Annotated in this window: 26 protein-coding genes and 1 pseudogene; all 27 read right to left on the bottom strand. The window is 38.2% G+C overall.

Annotated elements, in window-relative coordinates:
* Window positions 1-388 precede the first annotated feature (388 nt).
* Window positions 389-1,741: an ISLre2 family transposase gene (locus GMD3S_RS0209895; protein WP_000355715.1), complete on the bottom strand. Its 1,353-nt coding sequence runs from the start codon at window positions 1,739-1,741 to the stop codon at window positions 389-391.
* A gap of 146 nt (window positions 1,742-1,887) precedes the next feature.
* Window positions 1,888-2,727 carry a Fic family protein gene (locus GMD3S_RS0209890; protein WP_001183258.1) on the bottom strand — a complete coding sequence of 280 codons (840 nt, stop codon included), beginning with the start codon at window positions 2,725-2,727 and terminating at the stop codon, window positions 1,888-1,890.
* Window positions 2,728-2,796: 69 nt separating this feature from the next.
* Window positions 2,797-3,039, bottom strand: coding sequence for a hypothetical protein (locus GMD3S_RS0209885; RefSeq protein WP_000863487.1), 243 nt, complete (start codon window positions 3,037-3,039; stop codon window positions 2,797-2,799).
* A 90-nt stretch (window positions 3,040-3,129) separates the two neighbouring features.
* A complete protein-coding gene (locus GMD3S_RS0209880) occupies window positions 3,130-3,927 on the bottom strand; it encodes a ParA family protein (protein WP_000771877.1) in 798 nt (265 codons plus the stop codon).
* Between the two features lie 122 nt (window positions 3,928-4,049).
* Complete coding sequence (locus GMD3S_RS0209875; RefSeq protein ID WP_000161250.1) at window positions 4,050-4,634, bottom strand: recombinase family protein; 585 nt, start codon at window positions 4,632-4,634, stop codon at window positions 4,050-4,052.
* 440 nt (window positions 4,635-5,074) lie between these two features.
* Window positions 5,075-6,712: a helical hairpin domain-containing protein gene (locus GMD3S_RS0209865; protein ID WP_000261840.1), complete on the bottom strand. Its 1,638-nt coding sequence runs from the start codon at window positions 6,710-6,712 to the stop codon at window positions 5,075-5,077.
* A 6-nt stretch (window positions 6,713-6,718) separates the two neighbouring features.
* Window positions 6,719-7,093 carry a plasmid mobilization protein gene (locus GMD3S_RS0209860; RefSeq protein WP_001278769.1) on the bottom strand — a complete coding sequence of 125 codons (375 nt, stop codon included), beginning with the start codon at window positions 7,091-7,093 and terminating at the stop codon, window positions 6,719-6,721.
* Window positions 7,094-7,296: 203 nt separating this feature from the next.
* A complete protein-coding gene (locus GMD3S_RS0209855; protein ID WP_001000164.1) occupies window positions 7,297-7,557 on the bottom strand; it encodes a hypothetical protein in 261 nt (86 codons plus the stop codon).
* A gap of 65 nt (window positions 7,558-7,622) precedes the next feature.
* Window positions 7,623-10,847 carry a PBECR4 domain-containing protein gene (locus tag GMD3S_RS0209850; RefSeq protein WP_000146487.1) on the bottom strand — a complete coding sequence of 1,075 codons (3,225 nt, stop codon included), beginning with the start codon at window positions 10,845-10,847 and terminating at the stop codon, window positions 7,623-7,625.
* On the bottom strand, window positions 10,834-11,193 hold the full coding sequence (locus tag GMD3S_RS0209845; RefSeq protein WP_000195209.1) for a hypothetical protein: 360 nt from the start codon (window positions 11,191-11,193) through the stop codon (window positions 10,834-10,836). Before GMD3S_RS0209845 ends, GMD3S_RS0209850 begins: the two co-directional genes overlap by 14 nt.
* Window positions 11,194-11,259: 66 nt before the next feature.
* Window positions 11,260-13,101 carry a VirD4-like conjugal transfer protein, CD1115 family gene (locus tag GMD3S_RS0209840; RefSeq protein WP_000255736.1) on the bottom strand — a complete coding sequence of 614 codons (1,842 nt, stop codon included), beginning with the start codon at window positions 13,099-13,101 and terminating at the stop codon, window positions 11,260-11,262.
* Window positions 13,102-13,641, bottom strand: coding sequence for a hypothetical protein (locus GMD3S_RS0209835; protein ID WP_000371899.1), 540 nt, complete (start codon window positions 13,639-13,641; stop codon window positions 13,102-13,104).
* A gap of 54 nt (window positions 13,642-13,695) precedes the next feature.
* A complete protein-coding gene (locus tag GMD3S_RS0209830; RefSeq protein ID WP_000758650.1) occupies window positions 13,696-14,709 on the bottom strand; it encodes an LPXTG cell wall anchor domain-containing protein in 1,014 nt (337 codons plus the stop codon).
* Between the two features lie 71 nt (window positions 14,710-14,780).
* Window positions 14,781-15,659, bottom strand: a complete 879-nt coding sequence (locus tag GMD3S_RS0209825; protein ID WP_000488421.1) for a hypothetical protein — start codon at window positions 15,657-15,659, stop codon at window positions 14,781-14,783.
* Entirely contained in the window at window positions 15,643-15,915 is a 273-nt protein-coding gene (locus tag GMD3S_RS0209820; protein ID WP_000035316.1) for a hypothetical protein, read from the bottom strand. The genes GMD3S_RS0209825 and GMD3S_RS0209820 overlap by 17 nt, the downstream gene beginning before the upstream one ends.
* Window positions 15,916-15,926: 11 nt before the next feature.
* On the bottom strand, window positions 15,927-16,571 hold the full coding sequence (locus GMD3S_RS0209815; protein WP_000567329.1) for a hypothetical protein: 645 nt from the start codon (window positions 16,569-16,571) through the stop codon (window positions 15,927-15,929).
* 18 nt (window positions 16,572-16,589) lie between these two features.
* Window positions 16,590-19,175 (bottom strand): phage tail tip lysozyme, encoded by a 2,586-nt coding sequence (locus tag GMD3S_RS0209810; protein WP_000088416.1) that lies wholly within the window; start codon window positions 19,173-19,175, stop codon window positions 16,590-16,592.
* An 11-nt stretch (window positions 19,176-19,186) separates the two neighbouring features.
* Window positions 19,187-21,553, bottom strand: a complete 2,367-nt coding sequence (locus tag GMD3S_RS0209805; protein WP_000602695.1) for a VirB4-like conjugal transfer ATPase, CD1110 family — start codon at window positions 21,551-21,553, stop codon at window positions 19,187-19,189.
* Complete coding sequence (locus GMD3S_RS11075) at window positions 21,507-21,863, bottom strand: hypothetical protein (RefSeq protein ID WP_001037297.1); 357 nt, start codon at window positions 21,861-21,863, stop codon at window positions 21,507-21,509. Before GMD3S_RS11075 ends, GMD3S_RS0209805 begins: the two co-directional genes overlap by 47 nt.
* A 70-nt stretch (window positions 21,864-21,933) precedes the next feature.
* Window positions 21,934-22,353: a hypothetical protein gene (locus tag GMD3S_RS10530; protein ID WP_001291572.1), complete on the bottom strand. Its 420-nt coding sequence runs from the start codon at window positions 22,351-22,353 to the stop codon at window positions 21,934-21,936.
* 45 nt (window positions 22,354-22,398) lie between these two features.
* The gene (locus GMD3S_RS0209790; protein WP_000368851.1) at window positions 22,399-23,130 is read right to left on the bottom strand and encodes a type IV secretion system protein; all 732 of its coding nucleotides are present in this window, start codon (window positions 23,128-23,130) and stop codon (window positions 22,399-22,401) included.
* 21 nt (window positions 23,131-23,151) lie between these two features.
* Window positions 23,152-23,376, bottom strand: coding sequence for a hypothetical protein (locus GMD3S_RS0209785; RefSeq protein WP_000379145.1), 225 nt, complete (start codon window positions 23,374-23,376; stop codon window positions 23,152-23,154).
* A gap of 5 nt (window positions 23,377-23,381) precedes the next feature.
* A complete protein-coding gene (locus GMD3S_RS0209780; RefSeq protein WP_029709290.1) occupies window positions 23,382-23,612 on the bottom strand; it encodes a PC4/YdbC family ssDNA-binding protein in 231 nt (76 codons plus the stop codon).
* Between the two features lie 98 nt (window positions 23,613-23,710).
* Window positions 23,711-24,049, bottom strand: coding sequence for a hypothetical protein (locus GMD3S_RS0209775; protein WP_001031739.1), 339 nt, complete (start codon window positions 24,047-24,049; stop codon window positions 23,711-23,713).
* Between the two features lie 433 nt (window positions 24,050-24,482).
* A complete protein-coding gene (locus GMD3S_RS0209765) occupies window positions 24,483-25,310 on the bottom strand; it encodes a replication initiator protein A (RefSeq protein ID WP_000439727.1) in 828 nt (275 codons plus the stop codon).
* Between the two features lie 2 nt (window positions 25,311-25,312).
* Window positions 25,313-25,474, bottom strand: coding sequence for a hypothetical protein (locus GMD3S_RS10985; protein WP_000623739.1), 162 nt, complete (start codon window positions 25,472-25,474; stop codon window positions 25,313-25,315).
* Window positions 25,475-25,590: 116 nt separating this feature from the next.
* Window positions 25,591-25,660: pseudogene (locus GMD3S_RS10840) on the bottom strand (DNA alkylation repair protein); the annotation flags it as partial.

The following is a 25,660-nucleotide window of genomic DNA, read 5'->3' as shown; positions in this document are numbered from 1 at the left end:
GACATTCTGTCATTTCTCCTTAAAATTTTTTAAATACAGTCTATTATAGCATAAACCACGGTTAATTTTCAAGTAATGAATGCGCTTTGAGTGTGTCTGTTTTTGGGAGAAAATGAAAAATCACCAATAGAACGTAAATAAAAGACCGAAACTTTCAACTTTTTCCTGTCCCAGTCTTGATTTATTGTTCTTTTGATGATACAATAGATTTAAACTGATTGAACAAGTAACGGTTGTTTAATCGGTGGGCGTTTGAGTGTTAGTAGCACTCAGCGCCTTTTGTTCGTGTTTTTTATAAGTCTATTATACCACTTTGGGAGGAAAATGCAAGCATTTTCCCAAACTTTTTTTTCTAAAAGGCTTGACAAATCATGGTTTCTTATGATTTTCAATCCCTTTCATCGGTAAGAGCTCCCCAATACTTCGGTTTTCGGTTTGAGCGATTGTTCTGTGGTAGTGTATAATCTGATTTTTGAGTATGTTGAAAGTGACCAGGATAATCTTTTTCCTGGTCTTTTATTGTTTGGTAGGATTTCCTCCACTCTCCGAAAAATAGGTCTCTCAATTCTCCTGTATGGTTTAAAAGAATGGTTTGGCTCATAGTGTCAGCGCCTTTCTCACTCCAATACATACCTCTATTTTTCATTCGATACGTCACTTTGCGATGCTGAGATTCCATGATACCAATACCCTTGCTACTGAGTCCAAAGCTCTCAGGATGATCAGTATATTTAAAGTTTTTCAGAAGTTGTCTTTTGAAGCGTTGAAAAGACTCTAATTTTTTGTCTGATTTAATCAAAGATTCAGCCGTATCAAGTACCGTTTCTAGTAAACCCTTATCTCGGCTCTTGACCGCTTTAAAGGCTTGTTTGGTCAGCTCTAAAGGAAAAGTACGTAAATTCTTTTTCAGGGATTGATTCACGTGAAAAGCATCCCAAAAGTGCAAATGCTCTTTAGGCTTAAAAGCACTAACTAAGTCCTTAAAGTCCGTAGGAGAATAGCCTTTACCACCATCAGAATTAGTCACAATGACCGTTTCGGGAGTAATTTCAAAATGCCTAGTCAACAAATCCATTAGTCTATCTTTGGCTTTATGACAGCGTGTAGAGATAACTTCTATCTTGTCTTTTAAGATATTCCTCTTCCCCTTCTTGCTTCCAGTATGGACGACAAAATGACTTAACTCAATAGACTTCTTTTTCCTGTCAGGCATTGCCTGTTTGACCCAAACCCCATCACCTTCAATATAGACTTTCTTTGCTCTCACTTTGTCCTGGTTATCTTCAGACCAGTCTGAAGCTGATAAAGAGTCGTACTCCTCTTTTTCAGCTAGTAGTTCACCTGCCATGTCTAAAGCGTGCTGAACTGTATTCTTGGTGATATAGATTTCCTTTAACATTTCCATCACCGATACAACTTTACGATAGGGCATAAAATTAGCAAGCTTGGTCACCTGGTAAAGTAGCTCCTGAGAAAACCTCGACCTTGGTTCTAGTCCTAGCTTTTCATCAACAGGGATTCGGATGGTGTCATCTTTCTTCCATCTGCTACGTGAAAAGGTCATTTCTCCAAAAGAAAAAATAACTGTCCGCTCTTTTTGATTGATTCTTTTGTACCCCTGCGCTCGCATAATAGGGGCAATGAATTTTTCATAGTTTTCAATCATCTTCAGAAAAGCCCGTTGATTATTTTGTTTCAACTGCCTTGAAAATTCTCTTTCGTCTAACACGGTTATATCCATTTTTGTCACCTCAATCATCGCTACCGCCTATTATACCCCAAAAACAAGAAAAGAAAAAAGACCTCTCCAAACGGAAAGGTCTATATTTCTATAGTGATTTTAATAGTGGTTTATATCATGATTTTAATAGTGATTAAAATCAATATCTAAAGTGATAAACCTTGGTCTTTTTGGTTCTTTGGAGCGGATGCAGTTGGCAAAACCTCTTGATACATTTTCTTCAGAGATAGCTCATGTTGACCACCTAACAATAGATTTTCAAAAAATCTATCCAGGTATTCAGGATTTTTCTTCAGCAATTTTGCATTGTCCAAAACCAGGGCATCCCTGAAGTAACGTGCATTCTCTTTGAACGGGCTATTATCAACTTCAAAGCCTAGTGAACGTAGGTACTTAATCATGAAGACCGTAACAGTTCGGGTGTTGCCCTCTCCAAACGGATGGATTTGCCAAATTCCCGATACAAACTTTTTCAAGTGCTTGACCATTTCTTCAGGTGTCTTCCCTCGATAGTCAAATTGTGACTCCTGGTCAAAATCATAGGTTAAGCTAGCCGAGATAGTTTGATAATGATCATAGATAACGCTATCTCCCTCTAAAATCGGCTCTTTTTTAGTGATGTTATAATGGCGATATTCTCCTAAAGGGATACCTTGGCTTAGAACGCCAAAGAATAGCTCTTTATGGATTGATTTTAGAGTGGTTGGGGCAAACTTGAAGGCGTTGCTTGATAACAGCTCTACAATCCTTAAAGAGACAATATCAGCTTCTTTCGTGCTATCATCGGTCTCTTCATGGTATTTGGTAATTTGGTCATAAATTTGTTGATACTCAATCTTACCTTCAATCTGCTCTTTAGCCAATTCAACCATATAGCGTGATGGCTCAAGACCGTCTACTTGCTGAAGACCAAAGCCAGTCTGCCATAAGTCAAGTTTAGTCTGATAGGAAAGGTTGGGGTTATCAATTTCATAGGTTGGTTGCATAGGTCACCTGCGTAAATAATATTATAGTGATTTTTATCATGATTTTAATAGTGATAAAAATATTGACGATTATTCTTCTTCATAACTCTCAATCCAATTATCAAGGAAAGTTGATGCTCCGCTATATCCTGCTTGCTCCGCAATCCTATCTAGCTTTTCTCGATTTTGGGGCTTCAAGGTGAACTGATAAGGATGTTTGGTCTTCCCTGATGGGCGACCTGCTCTTCGCCCTTGTGATTTTGCCTTAGGGACTGACGGTATTGTCTCGCCTAACGCTTTACTAATTTTGTCCTTTTTGATTTCAAAAGCCATTGCATACCTCTTTTTAAATAGCTATTTATATCATGATTTTAATAGTGATAAAAATATTTATTAAAATCATGGTTTTTATATTGATTGATATTAGGAGTTATCCGACACGGTCTGAATTTGGATCAGTGTTTCTTCCAAAGCTGAAAAGAAAGCCTTGTGTTCGTTTCGTGATGTTTGGTCAGCCATGATGTCAATAACAGTATTGTCTTTTGATGCTCGGTTAAACAATTCCTTTTGAGGAATTTGACCAACAACATTGTCATCATTTTCAAGGACAGATAACAACTCTTTCGATTTTGCCGTATTATGCTTTATCATGTTAGGCAAAAAGTAGAGTTTAGCAGTAATTAGAGACTCACGGCTTGGACGGACAATTTCTGTTTTTCTGTACTCGTCAAGACGGACTTCAAGATTTTGTTTCGCTTCAAAAGCAAAATCGCTTGGCGTAATGGGACTGAAAAGAGCATGACTAACAGCGATAGCATTTCTTGTAGCAATCCCGAAGTCAGGTCTGCAATCTAAAATCACATAGTCGTATTGTGCCAGGTTCTTTGCTTCCAGGTTTTCACCTAGCCAGTCATACAGAAACATATTCTGATTAGGATTGGTTTCAAGTCTTCTTTCAGCTTCATCTAGTCTCATAGAACCTGCAATTAAATCAATGTTAGGCGCAACCGATAAAATGGTCACGTCTCCTGAACCAGTAAAGACATTAGCAACTGTTCCTGAATCCTCGTAAACGTCATAAAAGTGTGTTAGGTTGCTTTGATGGTCTAGATCAATAAATAAAACTCTATGACCTTGACTAGCTAAATACTGACCTGTTAGAAGGGCTAAAGTTGTTTTTCCGACTCCACCCTTGATGGCAACAAAGCTGAGTAATTTCATTTATTTCTTTTCTCCTCCCTTTTTCTATACTTCTATTATAATATACATCATGATAAAAATCAATATAAAAATCATGATTTTAATAAATATTTTTATCACTATTAAAATCATGATATAAATCACTATCTTTTTATCTGATATTTTTCACGGTAGCGCCTAAACGTTCGCTCGTTTATGCCTGTTAAGCCTGCCACGTCTTTATCAGACATTCCTGAAAGGTAAAGCTCGAAGGCGTGTTTTAGTCTGCTATCGTCTTCAGTAAAGAGTGCCTTTCTGCCCTGGTATTTGCCCTGAGTTTTTGCAATAGCTATCCCTTGGGCTTGACGTTCCTTGATTCGTTCCCTTTCAGCTTGTGCCTGGTACTTGTATAGCTCTAAAATTAAGTTGTTTAGAAGCCGTCTCAAGTTATCATCTTCAATCCCTCGAAGGGTTGGAAGGTTTAACACTTCCAAGGTAGCCCCTTTAGTTTGTATCTGATTCATGACTTCAGTTAGCTCCTGGTTATTTCTTCCAAGTCGTTCTAGCTCTGTCACAACGACTATATCCCCTTCACGGATATAGTCAAGCATGGCTTTCAACTGTGGGCGGTCTTTGCTGACACCGCTGACCGCTTCCTGAAAGAGCCTGTCAACGTGCTTCAGTTGATCCAGTTGCCTATCCAAGTTTTGGTCAGTCGTGCTGACCCTTGCATACCCAATTTTTGTCATATTTCCCCTTTCTATTTTGCCTAACCCTATTGTCCGCCTCCTCATCCCTTTAAAATCAAGAAAACGGCAAGCGGTCAATAGGCTATAGCCTATTGACCGCTTGTAGTAAAGTGGTTTTTATGGAGTGTGAGGGATTCGAACCCTCTAGGCGCTATTTGGTACTTTCTGTAATTAGGATAAACAATTCAATGGTCACTCCAACAGCACCATTAACCACCAAGTTTGAAATAGACAACTTCATAGATATACCTCTTTTCAAGCTAGAAATAGCAATATAGGTTTGAATTAAATCACAAAGAAGCGATATGTCCAAGTTTATCCCTAAAACACTACATACTAATACACACTTTAGCACAAGAGTAATCATCCGCTAAGGTCTATATTAGCAGAATCATTATACTATTTTTAGTTTCAAATTTCAATAAAAATTAGTCTCAAAATTAAATTTCATCCATACTTGTTTCATAATGACTTTTAACATCTTGACGTCTTACTTCAGCGTTACGTTCTAATTTTTCATACTGAGTAAAGTCTTTAACGATGCTTTCAAATTTTTCCTTAAGTGCTTTCCGCTCGATGGAAACCTCGACCACCTGCTTTTCAATTTCTTTTGGATTGACTGAAGGTGAAATATTCAATTCTTCCAAAATTTGATAAGCTACTTTGGCATCAATCGGATTGTCTGCGTGAATATCTTCAAGCGCTGAAGCAATTTTATTGAGTCGCTCAATCTTCTCATCCAAACTATCAAGTGACTCTTGTGTTTCTTCAATCTGTCCCAGGAAGCGGTCATGTAACTCATGGAATTGGTCTGAATCGGATACCCCGTGACTAACCAGGTAATTATATTCTTTGACCAACAAATCCAACTTAGAAATGTTAGGGTTCTTGGTTAAGATATATTCTCCGCTTTCGTAGGCAAGTTGATTGATAAGCGTTGACCCTTTCATGAATTTATTGCTTGCTGAATTGTCAGGATTGATGAAATAGAAAAAATCTGACTTCTTGATAAAAATATCAAAACTTCCATCCTCTTGTCTATCAACAAGGCGACTAGGAATTTTGACTGTACCTTTGTTGGCAATACCGTATTGCATTTGAAGATAGATACCTGTGTCCGTCTCATGCTCGACCTGCCACGGTTCAATCTTGACCCGTATTTCAAAATCTTCTGCCTTTTCAGCTTGTAATTTGTCATACTCACTCTTGATACTTTCCAACGGATAGACGATTTCATTTTTAGCCAGGCGCTCCTCAATCTGTTCTAAAGAGTAGCGTCCCTTTTTAGATAAAGTGCTGTCACGGGTATTTCGTTTTTGGTCTTTATCCAATAATTTATACTTGGCATATTTCCCAGTAAAATCAACTGCAAGATTTAACGCCTTTGCCTTTTCTTGAAAATCTGAAAGGTTGGTTGAATGCTTCAGGAGAAACTCAAGCCGTGATTTAATTTCTAACTTGAAAACATTTTCTTTTTGGTAAGCTGAATATTCTTTGTGACCGAATTGATTTTGACGGTCAAGAATTTTTGCACCTGCCAGGTCTGCATACTTGTCAGAAATTTGTTCAAGGGCTTTCTTTGTTCCTTTTTGCCATCTGAATTTATTGAGTGTGACCGAGTTAGTGGAATTGATATAAATGTGATTATGAAGATGCCCCTTATCCATGTGAGTGGCAATGACAAATTGATGACTGCCACCTGTCAACTCAAGAGCTGTCTTCCGTCCTATCTCATGTACTTGCTCAGGTGTCAAATTGTCTTCAGGGGAAAAGGACTGAATGATATGGTGTGCCAAAACATCATTTTTGACCAACTCTTCATTATTGATTGGTCTTCCTTTTTCCAAATTGGCAAGTTGCTTCAACATCATAAATTCTGAATAAGCAGACTCAACATCAATCACCAAATTTCCTGAAACTAGCTGAGAGACTATCTTACCATCTACAACCTTCACAGGAAAGTTCAAATCAGAATCAATCAATTCTGTTCCAATAGTCTTAGCACCATCTTCAATATACTTGATACCATCAGCTAACTTGTTGACCGATTTTATCTGCTTAACTTTTGTAACAACCAAGTCAATTTACTCCCTTCTGTCTCTCATCATTTTTTCAATCATAGCCACTTCTTTATCAAAACTGTCATCCATCAACCGCTTAACTTCTGCAAGTGAAGCCTGCAAATTTTGAAAGTTTTCAAGTGTAATTTCTTCAGTTGTATTGACGTACTTTGCAAGCTGATTGATATTTGTACCAATACGATTTATCTCCGTTCTTAATTTTATCAGCTCCGAATAATCAACCGTGACAACCTCGCCTGTCAAAAGCATATAACGGGCGTAGGTGTTGAAATTTGAAAAATTATGATGCGCCATCCTCTGCTTAATAAGATCGTTTTCTTGAGGTGTCACTCGCATCTTTTTTTGAATTTGTCGGTATAATTTCTTTTCGTCACTCATTTTCTTCCTCTTTCAATTTACTTGACATCTGTGCCGTAGCCCTCTATACTTTTCAAACTGGCAAGCATAGCAAGGTGGTACCACCTTGCGAAATTTAAAAGATTTTTCCAACCCCAAATACTGGCAATTCTGCCAATTTGGGGTCGGTAAATCTTTCAAAGTTTTGGGGAAAATCCCCAATCCCCTTAGTCGTCTTTCAGACCTTAGTTGACTTCAACTTGTTGAAGCAACTCCTCTTTTAAGGACTGGTAGTCTTCATCTGAAAGAGAGTCAAGATAGGAAATTGTTTCTTGATATTCTTCAGCTAAGTCAGGGTCAATGCTTTTGAGTTCGTCCGCATCTTCATCTAAAAGGGCGATGGCTTTTCTGCGCTTGGCTTCAATAAAGCTTTCATTTCTTGTGTACGTTCCATTCTCTAAATAGAACAAGTTGAGAAGTAATGTTGTTTCAATAGTGTCATTCATGTTTTAGTCCTCCGTTTGTTTTCTGCGACTCATAAAGCCTGCGGATAATTGAGCGACAAGGTCTTCTACAGGTTCATCTCGTTGTCGCTCTTCTGCTCTTTTTTTGGAGCATCTTTCGCCTGCTCTTTCTCTTTAGGGTCAACCGCTTTTTCTTTAGATTGGTTTTTCAAGCGGTCAAGTTTTTCTTGAAAGGGATCCTTGGTCAGTTCTTTAGTTTGATACTTTTCAAGGGTTTTATCAATTCTTGAAATCAAACTATCTGCTTCTTTTTGTACAATTTTAATTTGACCTTCTAAGTCAGATAGTCCGTTAGGGTCATCTGTCCATGTTGCCAAATAGCCAAAACTGTACTCACTTGTATCTAGCCCATAATGACTAGCTACCACAAAAGCAACTGACTCAGCTTGTAATTCTGCAGTACTTCTTTTAAGAGGAGTTTCTTGTAATTTCTCCATGTTGTGTAGATCAGAATGTGCCATTTCATGAAAGATTGTTTTTAGTGTTTGTTGCTCAGACATCCCTTGCTTAATCACAATTTCATTGTTGTTTACGGAATAAAATCCGTTAGAGCCTTTGGTGTCTTTGCTAAATGAAAGGGGAACACCATTAGCTTCAGATACCTCTTTAGCTGACTTGTAAAGATTGCCATAATCTTCATAAGTCCCCTCAAGTTCATAGACTGGTTTGGGTAATTCTTTTCCATTTGTCTGTGAGACATCAAAGACTGGGACAAGTTTGAAAGACATGAATGTTTGTTCATTTCCATTCTCATCTAAGAGTGGTTCATTAGTTTTAGGGTCTCGTCTTTTTAGAGTTATAGGGGCAAAAATCCGTAATGACTTTTCTCCCTTATTGACACTTCTCTCAAATTCATCCTTCCACTTTTTGAAGGATGCCACGTGAGAAGCTTCAGGGTTTTGCATTAAAATCAACTGAATATTTCTCGGTGAGTAATTGTGAAATTTACTCATTGTGGTCAAGTATTGTTTGTAAGTGTCAGACTGAAAATAGTCTTTAACGCCATCCTTCAAAAGTTGAGAAAGCCCCTTACTGTCTTTTGCCTGAATCAGTTCAGCAACGCTTTTTTGTGGTTCAGGTGAAGGTTGATTTTGATTATTTGGATGATTGCTGTCAATAGGGTTTGACCCATAACTGACCTCTTCCTGGTCTGACTTTCCGTCACCGTCTGTGTCAGCATTAAAAGGACTTGTCCCTTGAGCTTTTTCAACTTCATCAGGAATACCATCACCATCTGAATCACGTTCAAGCTCTTCTTTTCGTGCTTCAGCTTGTTTTTTCTCTTCATCTTCTCTGAGAATTTGCTCAAAGCGATTTCTCAAATTTGGTTCATTATTGTCTGCCATAGCTAGACCTCCATTTTGTAAATTTGGTTCATCTTTAAAGGGTTCAAAATCTCTATTTTGTCGCAATATATCAAGCATTACTTGTCCATTATCTTTAACAAATTCAGGATTGATTGACATTGTTTTGATGCTGTCGTCTTTCTCAACAAAGACCCCTAATATCGTTTTTTCTTGATTTAAAGTATCCAGTTCAATGTTGAGCGTTCGGCTAGGCTTCAGCAATGTTGCAGGGAAGGTTGAGTTATCATCCGTCCGAAAAGCTAAAAGAATATCTTTATCGTCTGAACGAATAGCACTTGAAACATCTAACCGCCCCATCTTCTCAACGGAAGATAAATCATCAAAGACAAAAGAATCTGACTCAAAGATTTCAGGGAGCATAGGGAGTAATTTTGCCTTATCTCTAAAGCCAACCCCAACTGTTAAATTTGCAAAATCGCCTTTTCCTGAAGCTACGTCTTCAATGAATTGCTCTGATAAATTTTCAGCCCACTCATGATAAACAGGAGCAATCCCCGTCAAGTGCATCCAATGCCTTTTTTCAAAATCCACCTGAAGCATCTGAACGTCTTCTTTATCCTGGTAAAAATACGTGACCTTACTATCAGCCAACTCATTAAGATACCAGTCAGCCGATTTTTGAAATTCTTCAGCGTAACGATTGAGATACCTCAAATCTTTATCAGTCGCATAATGATAGCCATTTCTAAGCCCAACACTTGACTCTTTTGACCTATCAATGTTAAAATATAATTGAACATTGGCAGGAAAATCAGGTTGAGTCTTTGACTCTTCAGGCTGTGGTGCTGTCCTTGAAGGTTCGCCTTCTAAATAACCGGAATTGCGATTGATTAGTTCGCCCCCAATGTTATTAAGTGGCTCTTGACTTCGGTCAAGGGCTTTTTCTTTGCTTTCCTTCAGGTAGTCATTCCAATCCATCTTGTCCTGACTTTCCAATCTCGGGGGGAGATCTGGAGTCAATCCAATTTCTTCATTGGTCAACCGTTCAATAAAGGTGTGACCTGCTTCATCATTATCAACTGCAAGGGTAATTAAGTCCTTGTGCTTTCCATCCTTAAAAAAAGTGCTTAATTTAGCTGTTTTAGCGAGGAAGGACGATTTTTTCTCCTGGTCAACCTCATCATCAAGTTCACCAACTTCAGACAAGAGTTCTGCCACGTGACGGCTCACCGTTGATTCTTTTAAGCCATCCATCGCAACTAGACGGACATCTTGAAGGCTATCCTTATGAAGTTCATAATAGCTCATTAAATCAATAGGAGCTTCCGCAAAGACTAATCGTTTAGGTGTTCCAATATCAACGTGCATTCCCGTCATACCATCAGAAGCCCTCATAATCTGTTTTAAGCGCCCTCTCTCGTAAAGGTCATGATTTTCCTTAATACCTTGAAGAGAAGCACCTATAACCTCTCCTTGGTTATCTAAACTCTTGAAAACAATGACAGGTTCATAGTAGTCCCCTGTCTTTTTAGTGGCTTGTGATAAGACGTTTTTTTCTCTGAAAAAATCGATCGTCTCATCAGACAAGCCCCTGACTTCCTTCAGAAATTCCCTGGCTTCTATAAACTTAGTTTCATAAGGCTCAAGGTAATATCTGAAGGGTTCTTTTTCAGGAACGTTGGTCACATCGACCACGTCAAAACTACCTTCTTCCAAGAAGTGTTTTGCTTGCTTAAAAGAAAGCTTCTCCCCTGTCAATTCTTCCTGAACGACTTGAACCATTTTAATCACATCACCGCCATTGCTACGGGCAAACCAATTGAAATAGTTTTCCCTAACATTGATAGTGAAAGAGTCATGTTCTTCCCAAGCGTAAGTATAGCTTCCTGTTCGCTGTAAACTCATGCCCAGGCTTTCTGCCACTTCTAGGATTGACAGGGCTTTAAGTTCTTCAATACTCGCCATCTATCCTGCTCCTTACCTCTATTTCTTCCTGAAGCAAGCTATCAATATTAGCTTTTAAGTAAATCAGCTTTTCCTTAGAAGGTTCAATCCCCTCAACTTCAAGCACTCCTCTATACCGTTTAGGGTAGCTAAAAAGCTGTGTAGAGACTGCTTGAAAATCTTCAACGTCTAACGTCTTAATCAAGATGCTGACAAAGTCATTTAAGACCTCCCCCTGGTTGCTCTTTCCAGTCACTTGATGCTCAAGTGCAAACTGTTTGAGTGCTTCCGCCATCGTTGGCATCTCAACGACTGAAAAGAGGGTATCAAAGTAACCTATCCCCCTCATATTAGTTGTTTGTGTCATGTTTTCCTCCTTTTCCTCAAAATACAAAAGAAACCTGGTAGGTAATTCTAACAGGTTTTCTTTTGGTTAAGCCACTTCCTCAAATGGTAATTTTACTTCTAGCACCTTTGCGCTAGTTGTTTCTATCACCCTATCATGGTTGACGTTGGCATCCCAGTCATCCATATCAGACATGGAACGGGTATAACGATACCAGTTCGTATCACTTGGACTATTCGCCAGTTCTTTAGCACGTGGATGCTGAAGAACGTTAGTTTTCTTATCTCTGAAGACATTTTGTTTAGAGATAAAGATTAAGGCTTCATCAACCCCAATACGAGCCACCTCATCAGGTGTGAGAAGGTCACGCTGAATGGTCTGAATAGACTGACTGCTTGACCCTTGCGCTCCTCTTGTTTGCGACTGATTCTTAACATTGATAGTCTGCTTACCGCTTCGCATTGAGAAATAGTTCATTGTTTCCTTATCATTCGTCCCCAAGTAAACCAGGGTAGCACAGTTATTGAATATAGTCTCCCATTGATCTTTATAGAGTGCCTTCAATTGACTGATGGCTTGAATGATGATAGCAATTGAAATCTCACGGGAGCGAACTGAAGAGAGTGTTTCCGTGAAGTTTGGGAAACGTCCAAAGTTGGCAAACTCATCTAAGATAAGTCTGATATGGAACAAGTCTTCAGGTTTGCACGTTGGATGGTTTCCCTGAATGATTTCATCTGCTGTCTTTGGTAGCTGCCTAAACATCATGGTAAACATAGTCGTTGCAATAAAGTTGAAAGATTTATCTGTTTCAGGAATAGCGATAAAGACGGCTGTTTTTTCAGTCTGCCATTTTTCCATTTCCATTGAGTCACGGGCGGTCAGGTTTCTAACTGCATCATGGTCAAAGACGGCAAAACGTGAAGAAGCAATAGATAATACAGACGTCATTGTTTTGCCTTCAAAATTGCTATTAAACAATTCCCACTGCCTATTAGCATAGTTACCTTGTAATTCCTTTTCGAGTTCTTCAAACAGTCTTTCAACCACGCTTGGAGTATCTTCATCCTCACGCTTGATATTTCTTAAAAGGTCTGCAACCTGAGCGATATTTGGCTCATACTTCTTCAGGACTTTCCCGTCAAAGTAGAGATACCCAATCAACGCCCTCATCAAAAGCATTTCAGCCTGATTCCAAAAATCCTCACCTGTGTTATCTGACCGTTTTGTCCCTGCGATAATCGCTTCAGCAACTCTATCAATATCTAGCTCATCGTGCATATAGTGAAAGACGTTGAACTGATTAGAGTTGGTCAGATTGACCAGGTCAAAGACTTTGATTTTGTAGCCGTTGTCTTCAAGCATTTTTCCTGTCTCACGGACAAGAAGACCTTTCGGGTCAGTGATAACAAACGAACTATTCATTTGCATCAGGTTAGGTTTCACAAAGGTGAAAGTTTTCCCGTCCGCTGGTAAACCGACTGTCAGCGTGTTCTTGTTTAATTGACGGTTGAAAGGAAGGCGTTTATTGAAAAGTCCCATTCGAGCATTTTGACTGAAAATCATATCATTTTCAGGCTCTGTATCCCGAAAAGAAGCTATTTCCTTGTTCGTGGCGTACCGTGCCGACCCGTATTCCTCCCCGTAGCGGTAGCGCCCTTTGTCGCCAACTCGAAAGTAAAACATCAAGACAACAAAGAGAGCTAAACCGCCACCATATAGACTAGCTTGAGTGAAGTGAAAGTCAATAAAAGACTTACTTGTCCAATTCTCCATCATCCAATCCAAACGGGCATTATCTATAAAGGTAACTCCTTCAGTTGCAGGTGCTATGTCATAAAGCTTGACCAACCAATGCACTACATAGCAAAGGATAAGACCCACAATCAAATAAGGGAGAAAGCGACGTTTTTTCTGTTCTGTAACCATCTATAACCCCTTTTCATCTTTCGCAATAGCCTTCTTAGGCGTTGGTGTTTTAACCTTATCTTTAGTTTTGATTTCTGCGGTAACCTTTTTCTTGTAGTAAGTCAATTTTTCCTTTAAAGTCATGGTCTTTGGTGTTTTGATAAGATTTTTAGTAAGTTTTTCTGCCTTTTCAGGTTCGGTTAAATCATTGATGACCCCTTTGAAACTTGCTTCTAAGGCTTGCACGTTCTTTGCATCAATTGCTATTGTACTTGTACCGTTACCATTATCTTTTATAGAGAAGCCAACTTCATACCCCTTTAAATATTCTTCAAGACGTTCAGAGTTCAGTTCAGAGTTCAGAAACGTTTCAAAATGTTTTGTTTCCTTTGTTGCCATAAACTGATTCCAGTTGGTTTTATCCGTATATGTCTTGTTTTCAAGATAGTGATTAAATTTGTGATACGATTCTTCAAGTGCATAATACATTGATTTTAGAAGCATTTCGCCTGTTAATTTATATATATCGGCTACTTTCATTCCTATTCTCTCCTGATCCATTTTTATCCTCCTTTCTAAAAAAAAGCACTCAAAAGAGTGCTTTTATCTTATTCCTTAATTTGAACGTTTCTTTAGGAAAAAACTAATGACGATAGCCAATAATCCAAAACCTGCTAATGTTAGTAATATACTTTCTTTAAGACCAGTATTTGGAAGGGTTTTGAGCTTCCCATCTTTGTCAGTAACAGAGATAGTCTTATCTTCATTAACTGTTCCCCCAACTACCTCAGGCGCTACTACAGAGCCATCTGAGAGGACAACGTTGCCGTTCTGAGTGCTTACAATTGAAGCACCTGTTTCTGTCTGTACTGGTGCGCTAGGAGACACTTCTTGAACAACTTGACCTGTTACTTGCGAAGTTGTCCCTACCTGAGAAGCACCTGCTTCTACAGCTGTTTGAGCAGATACACCAGGGTTATTTGTTGGAACTTTAACATCAGGAATTAAGGTAGTTGTTCCCCCATCAATAGTTGAAACACTAACCTTATTATCTGACGTAGCATTGTCTTTTTTGTTCTTATCTTCAGAAGTCGGTGTAGTTGCTGTAGTTGTAGTTGTTGAAGAGCTGCTACTTGATGAAGCTGCTGAGCTTGAACCAGTTGCTACAGTTGTTCCAGGATCAGTTGGAGCTACAACAGAAGGTTGTTCTGAAGGTGAAGTTGGTACAGAAGGTACAGTTGTATCACTTGATGGAGCTGTTGTAGTTCCAGTATTTGGTGATACAGCAGGAACAGTTGTATCACTTGATGGAATTGTTGTAGTTCCAGTGTTTGGCGCTACAGCAGGAACAGTTGTATCACTTGATGGAATTGTTGTAGTTCCAGCGTTTGGCGCTACAGCAGGAACAGTTGTATCACTTGATGGAATTGTTGTAGTTCCAGCGTTTGGCGCTACAACAGGAACAGTTGTAGCATTTGATGGAGCTGTTGTAGTTCCAGTATTTGGTGATACAGCAGTAATAGCAGTTTCATTTTGTGAAGCGTTTGTATCTGCATAAACCATTTGAGCGCTCGCTGAAGCAAGTACGACAATAGATGATAGTGTGATGATTTTAGCCCATTTTTTCATGTTTTCTTCCTCTTTAATATTTATTTTAATGTTTATTTTAATATTTGTTTTAATATTTATTTTAATGTTTGTTATTCTGCAAAACCTGTAATAATAGGTTTACCTACGATTACATAGCCATACATTGATTTTTCCTCTTCACGTAAAGGAAGAGTCATTCTAATCGTTTTAATATTATTCGAGTCTTCTGTTGTAGTGATTACAAATGTAACTTGAATAATATCTTGTGATTCGGTTAGTGATTCGTAAATTGTTGATTGTGCTTGAACTCCTTTTTTGAGTTCAAGACCTTCAGTCTTCATTTCACTGCTTAAAAAATCTACAATATTTTCACTTTTTCCAGTATAGAAATTTGCGATAAAAAATCTACCAAAAACTTCAATTTTCCCTTGTTTCTCTTCAAGCTGTATCCGATTTTCAAGCTCATTAATTTTCTTAGATTGAACTTGAACAAGAGATAATGAAGCAATAGATGCTATTGTAATTAAACAGATAATTATTGTAAGAACAAGCGAACCAAACCTTAATTTTTTAGTTTTTATTGGCTTATCTGAGACTGATTTAGTAATCAATTTTTCTGTCTCTTTTTTATCTTCAACCAGGTTATTTTGAGATTGTTCTACGCTTTTAAGAGATTCTAACTTTTTATCTTTTTTAACAGAGGTACGCTTTTCTTTTTTATGCTTATTTGATTTTAAAAATCCAAATGATTTTTTTTCTCTTTTAAAACCAAACCCTGAGAGCGCTTCTTCCACAATTGATTCAAGAGGGAGAGATAAAGATAGACTGTCTAAAATTATCCCCTCTTCTCCCAATTGGTCTATTTGAATAGTTATAGTTTCTCCTCTATCTTCTGCCCAAACCGACCTATCATTAATAAGAGATAGTAATTCATCCCTATTTTGACAGGTTTCCTGCTGATTTGTTTGTAGATTAATAATTCTGAACATGACCCTCACCGACCTCTTCAGAAGAATTTACCTGGTTAGAATTATTAAATGCAAAATTTTCAAATTCATCAAAAGACTTACCTGACTCAGCCATTAACGCAATGATATATTCTGCTTGAAGTGCATTAATTTTCGCTTCATACTCTTTTTCCTTTTGATTCAAGGCTCTTTTCTGTTCTTGAATTTTTTCTAACTCAGCATTAAATTTTTCAAGTTTGCCCTTCAATGATTGTGTTTGTGTCTTTTTTGGTGCCATATTTTTCTCCTTTAATTTGAATTTGAGGTGCTAGGTGTTGTCGTTGGTTTTGTTGATGAATCTGTTGTAGAACCTTCAGATGGTTTTGTACTATCCAAAATTCCATAGTCACCTGTCTGATCAGTTAAAATAATGGATTCCATCTTATTTACTTTCATTTTACCGTTTTCATTAGTATAACTCATTCTCAATGTCTTTTTGTTCAAAACATTTTTTTGAGCAGTGTTATAGTTTTTCTTTTCATCTAGTAAAGTATTTACATAATTTACTTGCGCTATAACTTGTAATTTGTCTTGATTGATATAAATTTCTGCTGATTTAAACTGAAAATCTACAACAAATCCTTTATAGGTTTGGCTCACAGGTTCTTCTTCTTTAGCTACTGTTTGTTTATATAGACCATCAGTCATATACTCTTTATAGCGATTCCTATTCTCTCCAAGATCTTTTTTGGTATAATAGTTCACTAAAAATTCTTTTACCTCTTCCTGATTAAGCCCCTCCTTTGTTGCTGTCTGTTTACTTTCAGCACTTTCCTTTTTTTGATTGTGATCTGCTACTGTTTGTCCTATACCTACTCCAATAAATACGGCAAGGATAATCAATAATATATAACCAATAAATTTTATTACTTTTAATTTAGATGAATCTATCATAATTCTCCATTCTTTCTTCTATTTTGGCGGAATTGCAAATGTTAAATAACTTTGATTTGTCCAAAGAGTCCAATGTATTCTATTTTGAACTCCTTGAATATTACATTCAGAAACTAGGAAGCTACCATCTTCATTTACATGTTCAACGTAAGATACATGCCCATTCTCTTCTGGAGTATTCCAAAAACCTCCTTGAATTGACATAACAGCTCCTGCTACGGGAGTTGAACTATATTTCCATCCTCTAGCAGTCAATCCTCTAACCCAGTTCTGTCCATCTCCTAACCAATTATAATGAGGAGCTCCTGCTTCTACTAACCGATTATACACGTACCAGGTACATTGACCAATAGGGTAAGTATTACCATCAAGACTAGCTGATACAGTCGCTGATGAAGGATAGCTAGATATTTTAGATGAATACTCTGAAGGAAAACCCCATGAACTTTCTAAAACGGAACTTCCTCCTTTAGTGTGACCTCTAGGATTTTTGAGATACGATAAAACTTGTTGAGCATTATGTTGCCGTTCTTTTACTTTATCTCCTTCGTTCCCTTCCCAATTAACCAGGAATTTATTAGTTAAATAATCTACATCATCGTTTGAATGAAGGATATTCTTTAAATGTTCAATGTAGTAAGGAGAATCACCATTTAGCATGAAATCAAGTTGAAGTTCAAGATCATACCATTTTTTTCCTTTTTCCTTAGCATAGTTCAATAACATTGTATGTCTAATCGAACCATCACGGGTATCAGTCCATTGTCCAAGTCCAATCCCTCTATGGATAATATTTGGATATTTCCCTTGATACACTTCAGCATTCCCCATATTCAACCAGTTAGGATCATCCCAAGAGCTAGCTGAAGCTCCCACGGGAGGATTCAGATAATCTCCTTCAGCACGTTTTGCTGTTATTGATGATTCTGTCCAAAAGTTTCCTAAAATTGCTGAGATACCATTTAAGGTTACGCTACTATCTTGTTTTTTGAAGAAGTTGTATATATCATTTATTTTTTTACCAATATCACCGTCTAGGTTCATATCTGAAATTACTGAAGTAGTCTGATTGTATTCAACTTTTGGAAGATAGAAACCAACATTTACCCAAACCCATTCTTTCTTTTTCTTGTTTTTGAGTTTTCTATAGTAAACTTCTTGCCCTCCTACATCACTTACCTCACCAATTTCATTCCCGACTTTAATCTTATCACCATCATTAACACGAACACGAGTCACATTCTTATAAGTAAACTCTGCCGTTTCTGATGATATAATCACATCTTGCTCTTTTATAGAAATTGTACCATCCATTACAGCATAAAGTTTTGACCCTTGATTCGCTTGCAAAACAGAACCATTATATATCTCTGTTTTTGAAACATAGCCAAACCTTTTATCAATCCGTATTGGATCTAATTTTTCATCATTTGCTTCAGCATTAAAGGGGTTTGACAAATCGTTGTAGGTTACATAATAGCCTACTTGTTTTGCCTGTTCTAAGACTTCGTTATACTCTTTCAACTCGGATTCACTCAATCTTAGATATTTATTTTCAGACGAAGTATAGATATCAGACATTGTTTTTAAATTGTCTTTATCTTTATTTAATTCTTCCCAAGTATCGGAAAGAAGCTCCCTGTAAGAATGATTTAATTCCCACCACTTCTTATCCGTATTATAGGGTGAATCTAGCTTGTAATCTTCATATTTGTAACCCATGAACATCATTATTTCATCAATATTTGTCCAATAATCAACTTTATCTGTTGATTTTTCTCTATCAATTTTTGAAATATGAGTCCAAGCTTCTGTAAGATCAAACTCGTTTTGTGCTACAGTTGAAGTTCCTCCACCTGTCACGACTCCTAACAGGGCAATAATCAGAACTCCTAAAAACATAATCAAGTAGGCTTTAGCTGATAAGGGATTTTTAAGAACTGTCAAGATAGGCTTCCCAACTTTTACAGCTACTTTTTTAGTAGCACTAGCGGTCTTACCTGCCTTTGAAGTTCTTAATTTTGCCCGTAAACGTTGGTATTTATTAGTAACTTTCGTTTCCCATCGATTGGCAACAGGAGTCCTGGTAAAACTACGACCACGGACAAGGTTATAGGTGCGATTTCCTGCACCATATACGACCCTAGTTGCCCCTTTACCAATCTTGACGGTATAATTGCCTAGCTTCTTAGCTTGTCTTACTTCAGCGTGTGTTCTACGGATAGTCTGACGTGCTGAAGCAATATCTTCAAGCACATCATTATCCTGAAAAGCTGAATCCACAAAATGAGAAGCCTGGTGATGAGTAACTCGCCCCAGCTTTTGAGCCTTTGTCCCACCGTTACGCTGAATGGCTTGGCGTTTCTTTGCTTTAGCGGTCTTCTTACGCTCTTTGAGCGTTTCAATCTCTTTACTAGCGACCGTCCGTCTTGCCTTTTGTTTCTGCCCCAGGTAACGCTTTTCAGCATCTGTCTTGGGGTTTAAGAGCCGAGCTTCTCTCTTTTCAGCTTGTTTATAGCTGTTTTTCGTTGTCTTGAGGTCAGACTTGGCTTCCTTGTACTCACGTTTGGCATCACGGAGATCACGTCTTGTTTTTCTCGACAACGTAACACCTCCTAAGCATCTGTAGTGACAAGCTCATAGAGTCTTGTGTGTCTTGGGATAGGATTTTCAAAAGGTACAACCACTTGACCTGCGACAATCAAGCCCGTTCCTTTTGCTTTTGGTTTTTCAATGTATCTTACTAAAGTTGGAGTTAAAGAAATGGCTTTAGAAAGAGCCAATAAGTCTGATTTCTTGTGTTTCAAGAGAATCATGAACTCACTATTAGATACCAACTTGCGCCCTTCTTCTTTGTTCATCAGAGTTTCAATATTTTGTGTGATGGCTGTGGCAATCGCCCCATATTTACGAACCCGTGAATACAACTCTGTAAAGAAGATAGCCTGGGCTTCTTCTTTGAAGAAGAGCTGTACCTCGTCAAAATAAATGCGAGTAGTGAGTTTCCCTTGGGAAGCGACAACTTGATTCCAAATGTAGTCCTGAATAACCATCATCGCAAACGGCTTGAGTTTTCCTGACAAGCGTTTCAAGTTGAAGACCACAAAGCGGTTTGTAATATCAACGTTGGTCTCGTGTGCAAAGATACTTTGTGACCCTTTGGCATAGATTTCAGACTTGAGCGCCAATTCCTGGGCTTCAGGTTCTTCTTGTTCAAGCAAAACATCGTGCCAATCTGCAAGCGTTGGCGTTCTATCTACATTAGCGAATCTTGCATATGTTTCACGTGTCACACGGTCAATAATGGTATATTGCACGTCACCGACTTCATCAAGAATAGACTCAAAGAGCCCCATGAGAAGGTTTGACTTATCCCCGATAGGGTCATCATCTTCATCCTTCAGTTGACTCGAATCAGGCAAGTCCATCAAGTTTAGGTGTGACTTAGAACCGATATAAATATCAACCAACTGCGCCCCGAACTCACGTCCAATATCGGAATATTCATCTTCAGGGTCAACAATGATGATACGGTCTTCAGGGTTCTTCAGATAAGTTGGTATGATTTCCATGGTTTTTACAGTAACAGACTTTCCTGAACCTGAAGAGCCAAGAACTACGCCCGAACCAGTGTTCAGGTCTGCTTTACGGTCAACCGTAATCACATTGTTAGATAGTTGATTTTGACCGTAATAGAGCGCCCTCTCACTATCTGACTTCAGGTCAACGTTCATAAAAGGAACTTGTGTAGCCAAGTTAGCTGTTGTCATATCACGTATAAAGCGACGTTTCACATTTAAGAAGGTGTGACCAATAGGAAGGATGGTATTGAGTCCTTCTTCCTGGTAATAGTAACACTCTTGAAAATCAACGCCAACCTTACGTGAAGCGGTCAAGACTTTATCTGTGATACTTGCCAGCTCCTCCTCATCCTCAGCCTTGAAGTAAAGAGCAATCAAACCTGAAAAGGCTTTTTGGTCATTGTCATCAATCTCTTCTTTCCATCGTTTCGTTGACTCAGAAATTTCACGTGCTCGACCTGAGACAGCCAGATCCTGGTCAACCCCTTCTTGAGCGCCTGACCGTTGAGCCTTGACCATTTCAGCTTTGATAGTTGTATCCGCATTGTTAATCTTACGCATAAAGCTAGATGGCTCATAAGGCTCAGCATGAATCGTGATAGCCAACTCAACGCCTATATCCGTTAAACTCTTAATCAGTCGGTCTGTTAAGAAAGTTGGAAAGTTTCTAGCATACATGACTTTTGCGACCCCTTCATTGATACGGAAACGATTTTCCAAGAAATGAAGCCTGTTAGGGGCGATAAAATCTTTTGTATGTAATTCTGAAAGAGCAATATCCCTGAAGTTATAAGGGAGTTTGTGTTTGCCCAGGAGCAACTCCGCAAACACGTCAAGACGTTCTTTCCCGTCCATTTCTTCAAAGGTAATATCCATTTGAGAGTATTGATTTTCAAGTGAGTTGCCTAGCTCGCTTAAGTTGGCATCCGCTTGCCCTCGATTATAGGCTTCTGTCTTCAAGGTCACATATTTTTCAACCTTGAAATTCTTTGAGTCACTTGAAAAACGACTTTCAATCATTTCATTGTATTCCTTACGGAAATTATCAAAGCCGTCACCAATCTCATCATACTTAATTTGCTCAACAGCGTTGTCTTCGACTCTCCGATTGATAACCAGGAGCTGATAAGTAGAGCCTGCATCAAGTGAATTGAGCGCTTCAGCGTGTGTATCAATCACGTCAATCTTTTCTTCCTGATTAGCGGATAGATAGGCGACATCACCCAAGCGATAGGTTCTTGACCATTCGTTTTTGGCAATGTGCATCAGCCCATTTTCAAATAGGCTATTGTATTTAATGGTATTTTGTGTTGAAGCCTTCAAGGAGCGTTTTAAGCGTGCCTTACGTTCCTTTTCAGCCTTCGTCAACTTCTTTGACTTTCTTCCAAGATTTAAAATCATCTTTTGTGAACTCCTCTCCTTCCTCAAATTCTGTAATAAAAGCTCGCTTCTGAACTTTTAGATTAAACATGACCTTGTCTTTGACTGCTTCATCAAAGCCTAGCCCGTAAATGATAAAGGGAGGGGCAATGAGGAGCGCCACAAGGTACATAAAAATATCTGATAGTCCCATTATGGAAATGGTGATAGTGAGTGACACCACTATCCCAATCCCAAGCAACATGACTAAAAGACGTTTGGTCATCCCAAAGGCGACGGGTCTTTCATAGTTGTCAAACTGCTTGAGGAACTCACTTCCTAATTTGTTCATACAACCTCTTTCTAGCTACAATAAAAACACCTTGCTCTGGCAAAGTGTTTGTTCAACAGTTTCAATTTTGTTAGTCTCTCATGCGTCCAATCGTTGACATGATAGCACCAATTAAAGCCACAATCAAAAGAATTGGTATCGAAGTATTATTAAATATAAGGTTGGTATTAACTTCGTAATCTAAAATCGTCCCATAGTAAATAACTCCTGCAATACTCCAAAAAATAGATAGACCAATAAACATGATTATCCAATTCCAAAGGACACTTAAAAGGAAAAATGGAGTTGCAATCAGAAATCCAATAATCATAATCAGACCTGATAAAATCAGACTAAAGAAGTTGCCAATCATTGACCAAATGGAGCGTTTCACTCGTTTAGGGGCGTTTGATTGAACTGGTGTAGGGGTTTCTACTAGTTCTTCTTGCGATTGAGGAGACAATTTGAAATGGTTTCCTTCTCGCTTGATATAGTATCGTTTTTCTGACATGAACTCACCTCCTTATAGAACTATTTTACCAAATTTATTGCTTTTTTACATGGCATTTAAAAGTGTTTTTGCCAAGCGCTGACTACCGAACAAGGCGACAATATAGACAATACTTTTTGCGATAGATGCAAAAGCAGTCGCCCAATCTCCTGATGATGCTTTAAATAAGTCATCCGTTACCAAAGCTGGGTAAAGTCTGACAATAATGACAAGCAATAACCCTTGTAAGGCGTAAGCTGAAAAGTGTTTTAAGAAGTTGACGGCTACTGGCTTTGTCTGTTCAGACATGAAGAAAGCCACAATTAGCGGAGCGACTGCCTTCAAGAGATACATTTGGAAAAATCTCATAAAGACAAGTAATTTCGCACATACATCAGCTATTAGCTCAGTAAAGTTGCCTACGATATTGACAATCTGTTTGGCTATCCATCCACTTATACCTGAAGTATCCATATCAGACTTAAATGTTTTATTCGGTAACACGCCATCGACAAGAGCAATCCCCCTGTTAAAGACAAATACGATAAAATCAAAGATTTCTGAAATGTTATAAACCAATAGAAATGCAATAGCATATCCAAGGGCTACTTCCATCCAAAGCTGAACCGTTAAGCCACCGCCCTCTTGTCCTAACCGTCTATTCCATGAAAAAATATCAAATAGAAAGAAAGTTAAAATCAAGATTGAAGCGACTGGCAATAAAGCCCCGTTAATCTTATCAGCGTATTGATTGACTGTTGAACTATACTCAGCTAGAGAATTTGTGATATTATCCATTCACTCTAGCTCCTTTCAGATTTAGCTGATAGCTTGAAGCGCTGCAATAATTGCTTGGCAGACCGCCGCCCCGATAACACCGATAGCGCCACCGTTAATCATGGCATTTGCCCCTTTTTCCTGGCGCATAGAGTCATTGTTGTTACGACCACCAAAGAAATCAATAATTCCTGCAAGAACCCATACAAGTCCTGTAATACCAACGACTGCTTGAACAATTTGAAAAACTTTAACTGCTGTATCCATAAGATTTAATCCTCTTTCTTTTTTGTAATTTGTAAATGTTTAATTGCATCTGCAAGGACGACCATTTCGTCCTCAAAAAGTGTGACACCCTTGCCAACTCGTGAATGGTCATCTTTCCATGACCGTATATCATATTTTGGCTCGGCATCATTCCATGAAATAATGTTTAGTTCCTTTTGCCACCCTTTGTCATTCTTTGATAGGACAGCAATCGTCTCAATGATTTTAAAGCGTATAGGCTCATTATTATCTTTTGTTGGTTGACGGTTGGACTGGATTTTCTTTTGTTGGTCTTCAAAACTGTCTTTCCAACCTTTGTCATTTTCCCAATCCGTCATAAATTTCCTCCTGTGCTTCGTTTTCTAGTGCGGTGATAGCCCGTCCCTGTAAGTCTAAGCACGTTGAACATTCCAAATCGACATCTTCTCGCAACCAAAATTCCATTTCGTTCTATTGTGCGAATTGCGGAAAAAACGTCTTTGTATTCAATCTTTAGCTCAACGTACATAGGCTTTCCTGCGACATAGGCTTTTCTTGATACTGTGCCATACTTTGGTTTTAACTTCAGTATTTCACCACTATCAAGATAAGCAGAAGCACCACCTTCACGTCCTAATTTTTTTAAGTCTCTGATGCAAACGTCAATATTTGCAAGGTCTTCAAATTTATTCATTCTTTCTCTCCTACTCGAATAAATTCAGGTTGATTTACACCCATGCTGTATAACCTCCTTTTGGTTATATCCGTGTTTCATGCGCACCGTTTATGGTCAAAACGACAAACCCGCGAAAAATGCGCACTGTGACTGAGGCTAGATGACTAGCTTTACACTCCGCCCCCAATTTTGTATCTCATAGTCACGCTGTATCAGGGCAGAGGGGGTATTCAGTTGTCAAAGTGCTTCAGCAGTTTATTGACTTGCTTGGGTCAAAGAAAATATTAATCAGCATAGAAGAGGCCATAGCCAGCTACTAACATACACAAGCTCATAAATTGCTGGAAACCAGGAAAATCCGAAAGGAAAATTTTGGGCATAAAGTATGATACGCAAAAAATACAAGTAATAATCAGCAAATTTAGAGCAATTTTCTTTACTAACTTTTTCATCAGCTTACCCCTTTATTTTGTTGCTTTCTGATCCTCTGACTCCATTCAGCCATCACGCCGTTAAATACGTATTCAGCAACCATTTCAGACGAGCGGGCAAACCTCATATTCTCTAAAGCGTATTGATAGCGGTCATCAAAATGTATCATCGCATAATCTGCGGTAGCCTGTGAGAAGTTTTCTTTTAGTAACTGGTCATGAACCAAGTTCCAAATATAATCTCGGTCGTACTTAGTCGCCTTATCAACTTTTCGAGAAAGGTTGCCCCTATTTTTTCCTTCAGGATTTTGAGGGGCTTTCTCTTCTTCCTCCTCTAAACTAAAATCAGGATCACTAAACTCAGGCTCACTAGAATCAGTATCATTAGGTTCTGAAATTCCGAAGTCTTGACTTCTGTTTTCCAGAGTTCTTGAATTCTGATTTTCAGAATTCTGGAAGTCGGAATTTCCGACTTCCGCTGGTATCAAGGGTTTAGCCTCATTTTCAACCTTTAAAGAACCAAGATAAATCAAATTGGGTTTGTTTAAACCTTGGCGAACTTCTTCGAGTAGGTCATATTTTTTCAACTCTTTTTTCAGCTTAATAACCTTATCTTTTCCGTAACCTAACATCTCTCCAATTTCTTCAACGGTAAAGATGAAATAGATATTTCCATCAGCATCAATCCAGTTGTTTTTTACTGATAACTCAAATCTATCCTTTAGGATGGCATAAAGCAATTTAGATTCAGCAGACATCTTTTTATAGAGTTCAGACTCAAAAAGTAACTTTGGTACACGGAAGAATCTTTCTCCGTTATTAACCTGTGCAAGTGAAATTCTTTCCATATCTAAACCTCCCTAAATCTAAGATCACCTTTTGAATTAAAAGCAATCAATCCAAAAGATTCTAGTTCTTTAATGTTGTCTATTGATTCTTGACGGGTTATCCCTGTCTGTTTCATCAAGAATGAAATAATCAATTCACGTGTTTCTTTTTCTTTTGATATCATTTGTGACCTCCTGAGATTAAATTGAGAAAAACAAAAGAGAACGCTATTCACGTTCTCTCAATGTTATTTATTCAATTCTCCCAATTTAGGACACATACATGCGCTTTTCAATGATGCTAAAGGTACTTGCTTGCTTCCCTGATACTGAGTTCAGCCATTCTTTCCCTGTTTTTTTCGATGAAGCTT

This window comes from Streptococcus sp. GMD3S, assembly GCF_000298695.2.
Lineage (GTDB): Bacteria > Bacillota > Bacilli > Lactobacillales > Streptococcaceae > Streptococcus.
This window is presented reverse-complemented; position numbering and strand designations above follow the sequence as displayed.

What these genes read in the sequence shown, in the direction of transcription:
- GMD3S_RS0209895 (WP_000355715.1), bottom strand. Translation starts at nt 1,741, where the DNA reads ATGGATATAACCGTGTTAGACGAAAGAGAATTTTCAAGGCAGTTGAAA.
- GMD3S_RS0209890 (WP_001183258.1), bottom strand. Translation starts at nt 2,727, where the DNA reads ATGCAACCAACCTATGAAATTGATAACCCCAACCTTTCCTATCAGACT.
- GMD3S_RS0209885 (WP_000863487.1), bottom strand. Translation starts at nt 3,039, where the DNA reads ATGGCTTTTGAAATCAAAAAGGACAAAATTAGTAAAGCGTTAGGCGAG.
- GMD3S_RS0209880 (WP_000771877.1), bottom strand. Translation starts at nt 3,927, where the DNA reads ATGAAATTACTCAGCTTTGTTGCCATCAAGGGTGGAGTCGGAAAAACA.
- GMD3S_RS0209875 (WP_000161250.1), bottom strand. Translation starts at nt 4,634, where the DNA reads ATGACAAAAATTGGGTATGCAAGGGTCAGCACGACTGACCAAAACTTG.
- GMD3S_RS0209860 (WP_001278769.1), bottom strand. Translation starts at nt 7,093, where the DNA reads ATGAGTGACGAAAAGAAATTATACCGACAAATTCAAAAAAAGATGCGA.
- GMD3S_RS0209855 (WP_001000164.1), bottom strand. Translation starts at nt 7,557, where the DNA reads ATGAATGACACTATTGAAACAACATTACTTCTCAACTTGTTCTATTTA.
- GMD3S_RS0209850 (WP_000146487.1), bottom strand. Translation starts at nt 10,847, where the DNA reads ATGGCGAGTATTGAAGAACTTAAAGCCCTGTCAATCCTAGAAGTGGCA.
- GMD3S_RS0209845 (WP_000195209.1), bottom strand. Translation starts at nt 11,193, where the DNA reads ATGACACAAACAACTAATATGAGGGGGATAGGTTACTTTGATACCCTC.
- GMD3S_RS0209840 (WP_000255736.1), bottom strand. Translation starts at nt 13,101, where the DNA reads ATGGTTACAGAACAGAAAAAACGTCGCTTTCTCCCTTATTTGATTGTG.
- GMD3S_RS0209835 (WP_000371899.1), bottom strand. Translation starts at nt 13,641, where the DNA reads ATGGATCAGGAGAGAATAGGAATGAAAGTAGCCGATATATATAAATTA.
- GMD3S_RS0209830 (WP_000758650.1), bottom strand. Translation starts at nt 14,709, where the DNA reads ATGAAAAAATGGGCTAAAATCATCACACTATCATCTATTGTCGTACTT.
- GMD3S_RS0209825 (WP_000488421.1), bottom strand. Translation starts at nt 15,659, where the DNA reads ATGTTCAGAATTATTAATCTACAAACAAATCAGCAGGAAACCTGTCAA.
- GMD3S_RS0209820 (WP_000035316.1), bottom strand. Translation starts at nt 15,915, where the DNA reads ATGGCACCAAAAAAGACACAAACACAATCATTGAAGGGCAAACTTGAA.
- GMD3S_RS0209815 (WP_000567329.1), bottom strand. Translation starts at nt 16,571, where the DNA reads ATGATAGATTCATCTAAATTAAAAGTAATAAAATTTATTGGTTATATA.
- GMD3S_RS0209805 (WP_000602695.1), bottom strand. Translation starts at nt 21,553, where the DNA reads ATGATTTTAAATCTTGGAAGAAAGTCAAAGAAGTTGACGAAGGCTGAA.
- GMD3S_RS11075 (WP_001037297.1), bottom strand. Translation starts at nt 21,863, where the DNA reads ATGAACAAATTAGGAAGTGAGTTCCTCAAGCAGTTTGACAACTATGAA.
- GMD3S_RS10530 (WP_001291572.1), bottom strand. Translation starts at nt 22,353, where the DNA reads ATGTCAGAAAAACGATACTATATCAAGCGAGAAGGAAACCATTTCAAA.
- GMD3S_RS0209790 (WP_000368851.1), bottom strand. Translation starts at nt 23,130, where the DNA reads ATGGATAATATCACAAATTCTCTAGCTGAGTATAGTTCAACAGTCAAT.
- GMD3S_RS0209785 (WP_000379145.1), bottom strand. Translation starts at nt 23,376, where the DNA reads ATGGATACAGCAGTTAAAGTTTTTCAAATTGTTCAAGCAGTCGTTGGT.
- GMD3S_RS0209775 (WP_001031739.1), bottom strand. Translation starts at nt 24,049, where the DNA reads ATGAATAAATTTGAAGACCTTGCAAATATTGACGTTTGCATCAGAGAC.
- GMD3S_RS0209765 (WP_000439727.1), bottom strand. Translation starts at nt 25,310, where the DNA reads ATGGAAAGAATTTCACTTGCACAGGTTAATAACGGAGAAAGATTCTTC.
- GMD3S_RS10985 (WP_000623739.1), bottom strand. Translation starts at nt 25,474, where the DNA reads ATGATATCAAAAGAAAAAGAAACACGTGAATTGATTATTTCATTCTTG.